Source organism: Candidatus Pantoea deserta, from assembly GCF_003813865.1.
Lineage (GTDB): Bacteria > Pseudomonadota > Gammaproteobacteria > Enterobacterales > Enterobacteriaceae > Pantoea > Pantoea deserta.
This window is the reverse complement of the sequence record NZ_RMVG01000001.1, coordinates 488256-501132: the sequence shown is the minus strand read 5'-3', so window position 1 is coordinate 501132 and position 12877 is coordinate 488256. Positions and strand designations below refer to the sequence as shown.

10 protein-coding genes are annotated in these 12877 nt (G+C 59.7%); 6 read left to right on the top strand and 4 right to left on the bottom strand.

Features of this window, described 5'->3' with window-relative positions:
- Positions 1-4: 4 nt before the first annotated feature.
- Both BBB56_RS02330 and BBB56_RS02325 read left to right on the top strand, forming a co-directional pair.
- Positions 5-970: a DMT family transporter gene (locus BBB56_RS02330; RefSeq protein WP_123798411.1), complete on the top strand. Its 966-nt coding sequence runs from the start codon at positions 5-7 to the stop codon at positions 968-970.
- Complete coding sequence (locus tag BBB56_RS02325; RefSeq protein WP_123798410.1) at positions 933-1721, top strand: AraC family transcriptional regulator; 789 nt, start codon at positions 933-935, stop codon at positions 1719-1721. The genes BBB56_RS02330 and BBB56_RS02325 overlap by 38 nt, the downstream gene beginning before the upstream one ends.
- Before the next feature lie 70 nt (positions 1722-1791).
- Here the strand turns inward: BBB56_RS02325 and actP are convergent, their stop codons facing one another.
- The 3 genes from actP to acs all read right to left on the bottom strand — a co-directional run bounded on the left by actP (position 1792) and on the right by acs (position 5864).
- Positions 1792-3441: a cation/acetate symporter ActP gene (actP, locus tag BBB56_RS02320; RefSeq protein ID WP_123798408.1), complete on the bottom strand. Its 1650-nt coding sequence runs from the start codon at positions 3439-3441 to the stop codon at positions 1792-1794.
- On the bottom strand, positions 3438-3767 hold the full coding sequence (locus BBB56_RS02315) for a DUF485 domain-containing protein (protein WP_123798406.1): 330 nt from the start codon (positions 3765-3767) through the stop codon (positions 3438-3440). Before BBB56_RS02315 ends, actP begins: the two co-directional genes overlap by 4 nt.
- Positions 3768-3908: 141 nt before the next feature.
- Positions 3909-5864 carry an acetate--CoA ligase gene (gene acs, locus BBB56_RS02310; RefSeq protein ID WP_123798404.1) on the bottom strand — a complete coding sequence of 652 codons (1956 nt, stop codon included), beginning with the start codon at positions 5862-5864 and terminating at the stop codon, positions 3909-3911.
- Positions 5865-6401: 537 nt separating this feature from the next.
- On the opposite strand from acs, the gene gltP reads away from it, so the two are divergent.
- The 3 genes from gltP to BBB56_RS02295 all read left to right on the top strand — a co-directional run bounded on the left by gltP (position 6402) and on the right by BBB56_RS02295 (position 10488).
- Positions 6402-7703 carry a glutamate/aspartate:proton symporter GltP gene (gltP, locus tag BBB56_RS02305; protein WP_123798402.1) on the top strand — a complete coding sequence of 434 codons (1302 nt, stop codon included), beginning with the start codon at positions 6402-6404 and terminating at the stop codon, positions 7701-7703.
- Positions 7704-7855: 152 nt separating this feature from the next.
- Positions 7856-8755: an N-acetylmuramic acid 6-phosphate etherase gene (gene murQ, locus BBB56_RS02300; RefSeq protein ID WP_123798400.1), complete on the top strand. Its 900-nt coding sequence runs from the start codon at positions 7856-7858 to the stop codon at positions 8753-8755.
- Between the two features lie 188 nt (positions 8756-8943).
- The gene (locus BBB56_RS02295; protein WP_123798398.1) at positions 8944-10488 is read left to right on the top strand and encodes a methyl-accepting chemotaxis protein; all 1545 of its coding nucleotides are present in this window, start codon (positions 8944-8946) and stop codon (positions 10486-10488) included.
- Here BBB56_RS02295 and BBB56_RS02290 read toward each other — a convergent pair.
- On the bottom strand, positions 10485-11447 hold the full coding sequence (locus BBB56_RS02290; RefSeq protein WP_123798396.1) for an AraC family transcriptional regulator: 963 nt from the start codon (positions 11445-11447) through the stop codon (positions 10485-10487). The two genes, BBB56_RS02295 and BBB56_RS02290, sit on opposite strands and share 4 nt — an antisense overlap.
- Before the next feature lie 105 nt (positions 11448-11552).
- On the opposite strand from BBB56_RS02290, the gene BBB56_RS02285 reads away from it, so the two are divergent.
- Positions 11553-12740: an MFS transporter gene (locus BBB56_RS02285; RefSeq protein WP_123798394.1), complete on the top strand. Its 1188-nt coding sequence runs from the start codon at positions 11553-11555 to the stop codon at positions 12738-12740.
- Positions 12741-12877 lie beyond the last annotated feature (137 nt).

The window sequence follows — 12877 nt, the reverse complement described above, 5'->3', positions numbered from 1 at the left end:
GACAATGACTGAGAGAAATGGTGCATTTTTCGGACTGACTATGGTGCTGCTGTATAATTTCCTCGATGCCGGAAAGGAGGTTTATTCAGGCTATTTAATACAGACGGCGCATCCCATGTCGGTGACATTTATTGTGTTTGCCATTGTGTTCCTTTTCTTTCAGTTTCTCTGCCTCACCCGCATGCGTCAGCGCTATAGCCTGCCGCTGAAACACGGACTGACGCTGCTGACGCTGAACCTGACCACGGCAGGGGCCTGGATTACCTTTTTCTACTCGCTGCGGTTTCTGGAGCCGGCCGTGGCGTCGGCCATTATTACCGGCCTGGCGCCGCTGCTGATCGTGCTGATTTATCCGCTCTTTTCCCGCACGGAAAAAAGAGAGTATCGGCTGGTTTTTCTGCTGGGCATTGCGCTCTGTTCTATTTGGCTTGGCTGGCTGAGCATTCAGGAGGGCGGGACGAAAAACGGCTACAGCCTGCGGGAGGTGGTTTCGGGCATCGGCTTTGCCGTCGCCTGCGCGCTGTTCAGTCTGTTTTCCAGCATCTTCAGCAAAAAGCTGAGCAATCACGACTGTCCGCCGGAAACCATTATGGCGCACCGCTTCTATCTCACTATCGCGATTACCTTTGCCTTTAGCTCAGGCGTGAACGAGCTGTCCGATGTCATGGGTCCGGCGCTGCCCGGCGTTGTGCTGCTGGCGATTCTGGGTGTGATCGTGCCGCTGTGGTGTTTGCAATATGCTATTAAAGTGCTGACTCCCGTCAAAGTCATGGTATTTATGGCTGTAAGTCCGGCTTTCACCTTCGTCTTCCAACTGTTTGATCCCCGGTTGTCCCCGTCGCCATTCTCATTTGTAGCGATTTTGTTACTATGTTTTTTCTCTGTGGCGACGGAAATATGGCGCGTCAGTAATACACAAGGCGATGTTGACGATGGCTATCACGGCATACCGGAAAATCGGCGGAGTTGAAATTACCTTTTCTGACAGCACTGCCCATGTTTTTCCCAGACATTCTCACGATGAGTTTTATATTGGCGCGAATCTTTCGGGGCGCGAAAAGATCTGGCTCGACGGCCACAGCACGGAGGCGAGCATTGATGATATTACCATCTATAACCCAGGACAGGTTCAGGCCGCGACCCCGACGCCCTATAACTGGCTTTACTACAGTTTTTATCTGCAACCGACGCTGGTGTGCGAGCTGACGGGGCTGCCCGCCGATGAGCGGTTCAGGCGCAGCGTATTCAACGCGCCAGAGATTGCCCGACAGATCCGGCAAACCGCCGCCTTCTCCCTGAGCCGCGAGCACAGCGATAATGACGTGATGGAGCGCATCGCCGGCCTGCTCGCCGAGGTGGCCAGCCAGGCGGGCACGCAAACAAAGTGCCTGTTTGGTCATAAAGATGTGGTGCTGGCGGCCGCCATTGCCTCGCAGCTGATGGAGGAGATGGCGACGCCGCCCGCGCTTGAAACTCTGGCGCTGCGCTATGGTCTGACGCCTGTCCAGCTGGTGCGCGTTTTCTCTGCCGCCTACGGCATGCCGCCCTATACCTGGCTGCGCGGGGAAAAGCTTAAGATTGCTAAACAGCGCATTCTCAACGGACAGCCTATCTCCTCGCTGGCTGCCGATCTCGGCTTTAGCGACCAGGCGCACTTTACGCGCAACTTTAAAAACATGTTTGGCATCACGCCAGGCGTGCTGTCCCGCTTAGTGAAATAGTTCTGCGCTGCCCGCCGGGCAAAAAAACACCGCAGCGATCAGGCTGCGGTGTGGTGTCATGACCCGGACGTCAGTGCGCCTTGCCCTGCGAGATCCCTATGCCGGTTTGCGAACGGATAAACTGCGCCCGGAAGCGGCCGCGTTCCTGCGCGCCCTGCGGCGAGTGGTCGGTAATCGAGAAGAACCAGGTGCCGACGAAGGCCACAATCATCGAAAACAGCGCCGGATACTCATAGGGATAAACCGGCGACGCGTGGCCCAGCACCTGCACCCAAATCGTCGGGCCGAGGATCATCAGCACCACGGCGGTAATCAGTCCAAGCCAGCCGCCGATCATCGCGCCGCGCGTGGTGAGCTTTGACCAGTACATCGACAGCAGAATAATCGGGAAGTTACAGCTGGCGGCAATAGAGAAGGCGAGTCCGACCATAAAGGCGATGTTCTGTTTCTCAAACAGAATGCCCAGCGCAATCGCCACCACCCCCAGCACCAGCACGGTGATCTTCGACACGCGCAGCTCTTCCCGCTCGGTGGCCTGGCCTTTACGGATCACGCTGGCGTAGAGGTCGTGCGACACCGCCGACGCGCCCGCCAGCGTCAGTCCGGCCACCACCGCCAGAATGGTGGCGAAGGCCACGGCGGAGATAAAGCCGAGGAAGGTGCTGCCGCCGACCGCGTTCGCCAGGTGCACCGCCGCCATATTGGTGCCGCCAATCAGCGCGCCGGAGGCATCCTTAAAGGCGGGGTTCGCGCCCACCAGCAGAATAGCGCCGAAGCCGATAATAAAGGTCAGGAAGTAGAAGTAGCCCATAAAGCCGGTGGCCCAGAACACGCTTTTACGCGCTTCGCGCGCGTCGGCCACGGTAAAGAAGCGCATCAGAATATGCGGCAGTCCGGCGGTGCCGAACATCAGCCCCAGCCCCAGCGACAGCGCCGAGATGGGATCTTTCACCAGCCCGCCAGGCTGCATAATGGCCGCGCCTTTCGGATGCACCGCCATCGCCTGGGTAAAGAGGTTATTGAAGCTGAAGCCGGTGGCCTTCATCACCATAATCGCCATAAAGCTGGCGCCAAACAGCAGCAGCACCGCCTTGATAATCTGCACCCAGGTGGTGGCCAGCATGCCGCCGAACAGCACGTACAGCACCATCAGGATACCCACCAGCACCACGGCAATATGGTAGTCGAGACCAAACAGCAGCTGGATCAGCTTGCCCGCCCCGACCATCTGCGCAATCAGGTAGAGCGCCACCACCACCAGCGAGCCGCAGGCGGAAAGGGTGCGGATCGGCTTCTGTTGCAGACGGTAAGAGGCGACGTCAGCGAAGGTGTAGCGGCCCAGATTGCGCAGGCGTTCGGCAATCAGGAACAGGATCATCGGCCAGCCCACGAGGAAGCCGAGCGAGTAGATCAGCCCGTCGTAGCCGGAGGTGTAAACCAGCGCCGAGATGCCCAGAAACGAGGCGGCAGACATAAAGTCGCCTGCCATCGCCAGCCCGTTCTGGAAGCCGGTGATATTGCCGCCCGCCGTATAGTAGTCGCTGCGCGAGCGGGTGCGCTTCGACGCCCACCAGGTAATGCCCAGCGTGGCGGCGACAAACACCACAAACATGACGATCGCCTGATAGTTGGTGGCCTGCTTCTGCACCGCGCCGGTCAGGGCGTCCGCCAGCGCGGCGGCTGGCAGCAGCGCCAGCAGCCAGAGAGAAAGACGCTTCATGGTTTCACCTCGGTGACGATCTGCTTTGTCAGGCGATCGAACTCGCCGTTAGCGCGCCAGACATAAACGCCGGTCAGCACGAAAGAAATCACGATCAGTCCCACGCCGATGGGAATGCCGCGCGTAACGCTGGTGCCGTCATGCAGGGGGGTGCCGAGCCAGCCGGGGGCAAAGGCGATCAGCAGAATAAAGCCGACGTAGAGCGCCAGCATAACCAGCGACAGCAACAGGGCAAAGCGCTGGCGTTTATGCACCAGCTCCTGAAAGCGGGGATGGCGTTCAATCCGTTGATTCACTGCCTCCTGCGTCGAAAGAGCGTCGTTCATCACAGTTTCTCCAGAGGTGGTGCAGGCGACAGCCTCACGCGCTGCGCGAGAAAGGCCTGACAGATATTGTTATGTGACTTCAGAAACACACAGCGTAAGGAAAGGGCGGCGGGAAGAAGAGCCTTCCCGCCGGTAAAAGCGTTAAGGCATGCGGATCGCCTGCTTCTCCTCCAGCAGCTTGTCCACGACGCCCGGATCGGCCAGCGTAGAGGTATCGCCGAGATTGCTGGTGTCGCCTGCGGCGATCTTGCGCAGAATACGGCGCATAATCTTGCCGGAGCGGGTTTTAGGCAGCGAATCGGTCCAGTGCAGAATATCGGGCGTGGCGATGGGACCGATCTCTTTCCGCACCCAGCTGCGCACCTCGCTGTACAGCTCCGGCGACGGCTCTTCGCCGTGGTTCAGCGTAATATAGGCGTAGATGGCCTGGCCTTTGATGCTGTGCGGGATGCCGACTACCGCCGCTTCGGCGATTTTCGGATGGGAAACCAGCGCCGACTCGATCTCAGCGGTGCCGAGGCGATGGCCGGAAACGTTAAGCACATCGTCGACGCGGCCGGTGATCCAGTAGTAGCCGTCCTCGTCACGGCGCGCGCCATCGCCGCTGAAGTAGCAGTTTTTAAAGGTAGAGAAGTAGGTCTGTTCAAAGCGGTCATGATCGCCGAACAGGGTGCGCGCCTGGCCCGGCCAGGAGTCGGTGATGACCAGATTGCCTTCGGCGGCGCCCTCTTGCGGGTTGCCCTCGTTATCTACCAGCGCGGGCTGCACGCCAAAGAAGGGTTTGGTCGCGGAACCCGCCTTCAGCTCAGTAGCGCCCGGCAGCGGCGTGATCATAAAGCCGCCGGTTTCGGTCTGCCACCAGGTATCAACAATCGGGCAGCGGCCGTCGCCAATCTTGTTGTAGTACCACTCCCAGGCTTCCGGGTTAATCGGCTCGCCCACCGATCCCATAATGCGCAGGCTCTGACGGCTGGTGCCCGCAACGGCCTTGTCGCCCTCGGCCATCAGCGCGCGGATCGCCGTGGGCGCGGTATAGAGCAGCGTCACTTTATGCTTGTCCACGACTTCCGCCATGCGGCTCGGCTTCGGCCAGTTGGGCACGCCCTCAAACATCAGCGTCGTCGCGCCGCATGCCAGCGGGCCATAAAGCAGATAGCTGTGGCCCGTTACCCAGCCGACGTCGGCGGTGCACCAGTAGACATCGTCCGGATGGTAGTCGAACACGTATTTAAAGGTCGTCGCGGCATAGACCAGATAGCCTCCGGTGGTATGCAGCACGCCTTTCGGCTTGCCGGTGGAGCCAGAGGTATAGAGGATAAACAGCGGATCTTCGGCCTGCATCTCGGCGGGCGCGTGCTGCTCGCTGGCTTTATCCATTAAGTCGGACCACCAGAGATCGCGGCCATCCTGCCAGTCTGTCTGCTGGCCGGTGCGTTTCAGCACCACTACGTTTTTCACGCTGCTGACGCCGGGGTTTTTCAGCGCGTCATCGACGTTTCTTTTCAGCGGAATGGTGCGTCCGGCGCGCACGCCCTCATCGGCGGTAATCACCAGTTTCGCGCTGGAGTCCACCACGCGGCCCGCGACCGCTTCCGGCGAGAAGCCGCCGAAAATCACCGAATGCACCGCGCCAATGCGCGCGCAGGCGAGCATCGCCACCGCCGCTTCCGGCACCATCGGCATATAAATGGCTACCACGTCGCCTTTTTTCACGCCCAGCGACAGCAGCACGTTGGCGAAGCGGCACACCTGATTGTGCAACTGGCTGAAGGTCAGCGTCTTGCTTTCGCTGGCGTCATCGCCTTCCCAGATAATAGCGGGATGGTCGCCGCGCGTGGCCAGATGGCGATCGAGGCAGTTAGCCGCCAGATTTAGCGTGCCGTCTTCATACCAGCGAATAGAAATATTGCCTGGGGCGAAAGAGGTGTTTTTGACTTTATTGTAAGGTTTGATCCAGTCGAGGATTTTGCCCTGTTCGCCCCAGAACGCATCCGGGTCGCTGACGGACTGCTGATACATCGTCTGATACTGCTCGGCAGTGATCAGGGCGTTTGCGGCAAGGCTGGCAGGAATCGGATGTTTATGTATTTGGCTCATGGCGGCTCTCCTTGAAGATGTTAATGATATGTCAATCAAAGGTTAAGTGAAGCCTCTGCCATCGCTTTGTTTCTTTTTTGCGCCTCAGATCACGAGAGTAAAAGCCTGCCTGCCAGGCCTTGCAGAACACCGGCAGACGCGGGAAGGTGTGGCGAAAAAATGCGCAAACAAACCCGAAGCCTTTTTGCGCATTTGTGCATAGCTATGCGGTTTTGTTGAAAACTATTACTTTTTATAACAGCAAGTTAGGGGTTTGATAACTAAACAGCATTTTATCCTGTCAGAGTGGCTAATCTTTAATCGAACGCGCCAGGGGTTGCATTTACTACAGCGAAAATGGTACTTATCTCGCCCCTGCTCAGCAGGACTCAACCAGACGGCGTCTGAAAAGGGTACGGGAATCGTCGCATTTTCGTGCGGGACGCTGTCCTCAATAACCCTCTAATTTACCGGGCTTTTGCTCACTTCCCTGTGTGTATCCTTCTCTGCACCTTCGCAGCGTAGCAATAGGGGTTTTGACTGAGGAAATAACGCGTTATGAAAGGTTTTAAAATAAGCCTGGCCTGGCAGATTCTGATTGCACTGGTGCTTGGCATCGTTGTGGGTTCAGTGCTGCATAATCAGCCAGACGATCGTGAATGGCTAATCACCAATATTCTCAGCCCGGCGGGCGACATTTTTATTCATCTTATCAAGATGATCGTCGTGCCTATCGTGATCTCATCGCTGATTGTCGGCATTGCGGGCGTCGGCGATGCAAAGAAACTGGGGCGTATTGGCGTAAAAACCATTGTCTATTTTGAAGTGATCACCACCCTTGCCATTGTGGTCGGCATTACGCTGGCTAACGTGTTTCAACCCGGCACCGGCATTGATATGTCAACGCTGGCAACGGTGGACATCTCTAAGTATGAAGCGACAACCGAAGCGGTGCAGAACGGTCCGCACAGCCTGGTCACTACCATTCTGTCGCTGATTCCGCAGAATATCTTCGCCTCGCTGGTGAAGGGCGACATGCTGCCGATTATCTTCTTCTCGGTGCTGTTCGGCATGGGCCTGTCGGCGCTGCCGTCAGAGCAGCGCGAGCCGCTGGTGAACATTTTCCGCAGCGTGTCGGAAACCATGTTTAAAGTGACGCATATGATCATGCGTTACGCCCCGGTGGGCGTGTTCGCGCTGATCGCCGTTACCATCGCCAACTTCGGCTTCAGCTCGCTGTGGCCGCTGGCGAAGCTGGTGCTGCTGGTGTACGCCGCCATTCTGTTCTTTGCCTTTGTGATCCTCGGCGGCGTGGCGCGCTTTTGTAAGCTGCGCATTACCACCCTGATGCGTATCCTCAAAGACGAGCTGATTCTGTCCTATTCGACCTCCAGCTCGGAAACCGTGCTGCCGCGTATTATGCAGAAGATGGAAGCCTACGGCGCGCCGAAGGCGATCACCAGCTTCGTGGTGCCGACCGGCTACTCGTTTAACCTGGACGGATCGACGCTCTATCAGAGTATTGCCGCTATCTTTATCGCTCAGCTTTACGGCATCGACCTGTCGCTGACTGATGAGATCATCCTGGTGCTGACGCTGATGGTGACCTCGAAAGGTATCGCTGGCGTACCGGGCGTGTCGTTCGTGGTGCTGCTGGCGACGCTGGGCAGCGTGGGGATCCCGCTGGAAGGCCTGGCCTTTATCGCCGGCGTGGATCGCATCATGGATATGGCGCGTACCGCGCTGAACGTGATCGGCAATGCGCTGGCGGTGCTGGTTATCGCCCGCTGGGAGAACCAGTTCGACGCCGAGCAGGCGAAAGCCTATGAGCTGAAGCTGCGCGCGCAAACGGCGAGCTGACCTCCGTTTGATCGGGCTTTCAGACCGCGAGTCTGATCTGCCCAGGGGACAACAGCTTTTCACACAGCAGGGTTCAGACATCGTCTGAACCCTTTTTTTATCCCGCAAATATGATAAAACCGGCCTGAATAATTGATCCCGGAGCACCTCCTATGACTATCGACCTCAGCCAGCTGATCACCGAGGGCCGCAACCCGGCCAGCCAGCACATTGACGAACTTTCGACCGAGTCCATGCTGCGCGTTATTAATGACGAAGACAAAAAAGTGGCGCTGGCGGTAGAGCGTATTGTGCCGCAGATCGCGCAGGCGGTGGACGCCATCGTCGCGGCATTCGCGCAGGGCGGACGTCTGATCTACAGCGGCGCAGGCACCTCTGGGCGTCTTGGCATTCTTGACGCCAGCGAATGCCCGCCGACCTTTGGCACGCCGCGCGGCCAGGTTATCGGGCTGATCGCGGGCGGTCATAAGGCGATACTGCAAGCGGTAGAAAATGCGGAGGATAACCGCGAGCAGGGGGCGCAGGATCTGCGTGACATCCAGTTCAGCGCGAAAGATGTGCTGGTGGGCATTGCCGCCAGCGGCCGCACGCCCTATGTGCTGGGCGCGCTGGCGTATGCGCGTTCGGCTGGCGCAGTCACGGCGGCGCTGACCTGTAACCCCAACAGCGCGATGGCTCAGGCGGCGGACATTGCGCTGACGCCGGTCGTTGGCCCGGAGGTGGTGACCGGTTCCTCGCGTATGAAAGCGGGCACCGCTCAAAAGCTGGTGCTCAATATGCTCACCACCGGCGCGATGATCCGCAGCGGCAAAGTCTATGGCAACCTGATGGTGGACGTGGAAGCCACCAATCAGAAGCTGGTTCAGCGCCAGATCAACATCGTTATGCAGGCGACCGAGTGCGACGCCGACACCGCCAGCGCGGCGCTGGCCGCCTGCGAAGGCCACTGCAAGACCGCGATTCTGATGGTGCTGACCGGCCTGGATGCCGCCGCCGCCCGCGCCCGGCTTAGCGCCCATCGGGGCTTTATTCGTCCGGCGCTACAGGAGTAGTGCGGGGGAATTATTTAAAATAGCTTACGAATTATACCAGCGGTCCCGGCAGCGCAGATCCTCGCCAGACCGCTTTTTTAATGCCAAAAATTTAGATCACGCTCTAAAGCCAGGGTCTTTCGCTGCCGAAAATATAAAAAAACATAACTGATATCCCCCTACATTCAGCAGCCGTTTCAAGGACTCCCATGCGCAATAACCAGCCCGTCACTCAGCGCCAATTCGTCTTTGACGAACGCGCGACCCTGATGTCGACCACCGACATCAACAGCTATATCACCTACGCCAACGATGCCTTTATTGACGTCAGCGGCTTTACGCCGGAAGAGGTCAACGGGCAGCCGCACAATATAGTGCGCCATCCGGATATGCCGCCGGAAGCCTTTGCCGATATGTGGGCGACGCTGAAACAGGGCGAACCCTGGTCGGCGCTGGTGAAAAACCGACGTAAAAATGGCGATCACTACTGGGTGCGCGCCAACGCGGTGCCGGTGGTGCGCGACGGTAAGATGCAGGGATTTATGTCGGTACGCACCAAACCAGACGACGCCGAGGTGAAGGCGACCGAAGCGCTCTACCAGGCGTTTCGCGAAGGACGGACGAAGGGACGTCGCTTTCATAAAGGGTTGATTGTGCGCACCGGCTGGCGACGCCCGCTGTCGCTGCTGAAGACGCTGCCGCTGCGCTGGCGCATTCGCCTGCCGCTGATGGCGCTGCTGCCGCTGGCCGCGCTCAGCGCCGCGCTGCTCGGCATGACAGCCACGGCGCTGGGCTGCTTTACCGGCGGTCTGGCGATCCTGCTGCTGCTGACCAGTCTGTGGCTGGAGCAGCAGATATCCCGGCCGATTGAACGTATGTGCAGCCAGGCGCTGAGCGTGGCGACCGGGGCCAGCCACAAAGTCGAGCAGATGGATCGCGTTGATGAAGTGGGCATGACGCTGCGAGCCATCGGCCAGCTCGGTCTGATGTTCCGCTGGCTGGTAGATGACGTCAGCGGCCAGGCGATTAATGTCCTCAGCGCCAGCGACGCCATCGCCAACAGCAATAACGAGCTGAGCCGCCGCACGGAGCAGGCCGCCGCCAACGTGCAGCAGACCGCGGCCACTATGAACGAAATGACCGCCACGGTAAAAAGCAATACCGAAACGGCGGGCGAGGTGAATACCCTGTCCGCCCACACCAGCCAGGCGGCGAGCAAAGGCGGCGAGGTAATACAGGAGATGGTCGGCATGATGGCCGAAATCGCCGAAAGCTCCCAGCGTATCGCCCGTATCACCAGCGTGATTGACGGGATCGCCTTCCAGACCAATATCCTGGCGCTTAACGCCGCGGTGGAGGCGGCGCGCGCGGGCGAGCAGGGCAAGGGCTTCGCGGTGGTGGCCGGCGAGGTGCGCAGCCTGGCGCAGCGCAGCGCCAAAGCCGCCAGTGAAATCAAAAGCCTGGTGGAGACCAGCGCCAGCCGCGTTCAGCTGGGCAGCAGCCACGCCGACGCGGCGGGCCGTACTATGCAGGACATCGTCGCGCAGGTGCAGAACGTCTCGTCGCTGATTGCGCAGATCAGCGCGGCCACCGCCGAACAGTCTACCGCGCTAAGCGAAGTCTCGACGGCGGTTGAGGATCTCGACGACATCACCCACCGCAATGCGGCGCGCGTTCAGGAGAGCGCCGAGGCGTCTGGCCGCATGACCCATCAGGCCAACCGGCTGGTGGAGGCCATCAGCGTCTTTCGTTAAGAGGCCGCGCGCGTCTCTTCCCGTCCGGCGCGCAGCGCGCCGGGCGGCTGACCGACAATGCGCTTAAAGGCGCGGCTAAAAGCCGCCAGCGATCCATATCCGAGCTGAAACGCCACCGCTTCCACCGCCTCGCCGTCGTTGACGATGCGCTGCACCGCCAGCCGCATCCGCAGCTCGGTCAGATAGCGCAGCGGCGTCATGGTGGTGGCGTGCTGAAAGCGTTCGGCGAATACGGAACGCGAGCAGCCCGCCACGCTTGCCAGCCGCTCTACCGTCCAGGCTTCACCGGGTTCACGATGCATCGCGGCAATCGCCTTACTCAGGCGCGGGTCGCGCATCGCCTGCACCAGCCCGCTGCCCTGGCCGCAGCCGTTCTCTACCCAGCCGCGCACGATGAGCGCCGCCACCACGTCCGCCAGCCGCGACAGAATACCGGCAAACCCGGCGTGGCGCGTGCGCGATTCGCGCTCCATGGCGTCGAGAATCGGCTGGATCTCCGGGTACTGCGACAGCAGCGTACTGACCAGCATGATGTCCGGCATGGTATTGATCAGCGGCTGCATGCCGCCTAGTTCAAACTTCATGCAGGCGCTGAACAGGATCACGCTCTCTTCGTCGTCGCAGGCGCTGGCAGGCGCGCCGATGGCGCAGACGCTGTCGCAGATCGGCTTGCTGACAAAGGCGGCAATATCTTCGCTAGGGGCGTCAGGCGAGGAAAGCAGGCTGTGCGGCTTACCGTGCGGGATCAGCAGCGCATCGCCGGTATTCAGCCTGTAGATCGCGCCTGACGCGCCGCGCACCAGCAGCGGCCCGCGTCCGACAAAGTGAAACTGCGCGCGGCCTGGCGCATGCGCATAACGCAGGCCAAAGGGCGCAGCCAGCTGAATACGCTGGTATTTCACGCCGTGCAGCCGCATGCCCATCAGCAGTTCGCTGGTCAGATCTTCGTAGTGACTCATGGCATTCCAGACGAATTATCAACAATGAAGGTGTTGCCATCATAGATCGTCTTGCCTTCAATCTCTATGCTCCAGCCTTACCTAATTTATCTATGGAGAAGCTGCATGAGTCTGAGTACAGAAGTGGCTGATGAGGTTTCCGTTCCCGCGCGTCCCGCCTGGGGCGCAGTGTTTTCAATGGCGTTTGGCGTGTTTGGCTTAATTACCGCGGAATTTCTGCCGGTTAGCCTGCTGACGCCGATTGCGAGTTCGCTACAGGTGTCAGAAGGGCAGGCGGGACAAACGGTGACGGTAACGGCGCTGGTGGCGCTGCTTACCAGTCTGGTGGTCGGCAGCGTCACGCGGCGGCTCGATCGCCGCGTGGTGATGCTGGCATTTACCCTGCTGCTGGTGGCGTCGGCGCTGCTGGTGGCGCTGGCCGGCAACCTGACGCTGATCCTGCTGGCGCGCGTGCTGCTTGGTATGGCGATAGGCGGCTTCTGGACGCTTTCTACCGCTATTACCATGCGTCTGGTGCCCAGCGATCAGGTGCCGCGCGCGCTGTCGATTGTCTTTAGCGGCATTTCGCTGGCGACCATTATCGCCGCGCCGCTCGGCAGCTATCTGGGCGGGCTAATCGGCTGGCGCAATATCTTTCTGCTCACCGCCGGTCTGGGCGTGCTGGCGCTGATCTGGCAGAGCTTTACGCTGCCGGCGATGCCGCCAGAGAACAAAGCGCGCAGCGGCGGCGTCCTCGACCTGCTGCGCAGCGGCCTGATGCGCTGGGGTATGCTGGCGGTGATTATGATGTTCACCGGCCACTTTGCTTTCTTTACCTACCTGCGGCCATTTCTGGAAAGCAGCGCGCAGCTCAACCTCAATCAGCTCTCGCTGGTGCTGCTGGCGTTTGGCGTAGCGAACTTCTTCGGCACCTCGCTGGCAGGCTATCTGGTGACGCGCAGCGTATCGCTGACCCTGAGCGGCATGGCGCTGGTGATGAGCGCCACCGCGCTGCTGCTGGTGAGCTTTGCTGACGTTTCCTGGACGGTCGGCGCAGGCGTCGCGCTGTGGGGACTCGCCTTTGGTTCGATGCCGACCGGCTGGTCCACCTGGATTTCGCGCGCGGTGCCGGACGACGCGGAGTCTGGCGGCGGATTGCTGGTCGCCACTATCCAGCTGGCGATCACCGCAGGCGCGGCGGCGGGCGGCTGGATGTTTGATTTGCAGGGCGCAGGCGGCGTCTTTCTCGCCAGCGGCGTGCTGATGCTGCTGGCGGCGCTCACTATCTTTACCCGCGTGCGACATCACGGTTAAAAGGCGAAAGGGCAGCCAATTATGCTGCCCTTTTTCTTTAAGGTAGCAAGTATACCTTTTGTGCCGCTGCTATACCTCTTGTGCGCTTTCATCATCAGTTATTTTGATGAAGTTCCGCAATTATCTCCGCTATCCCT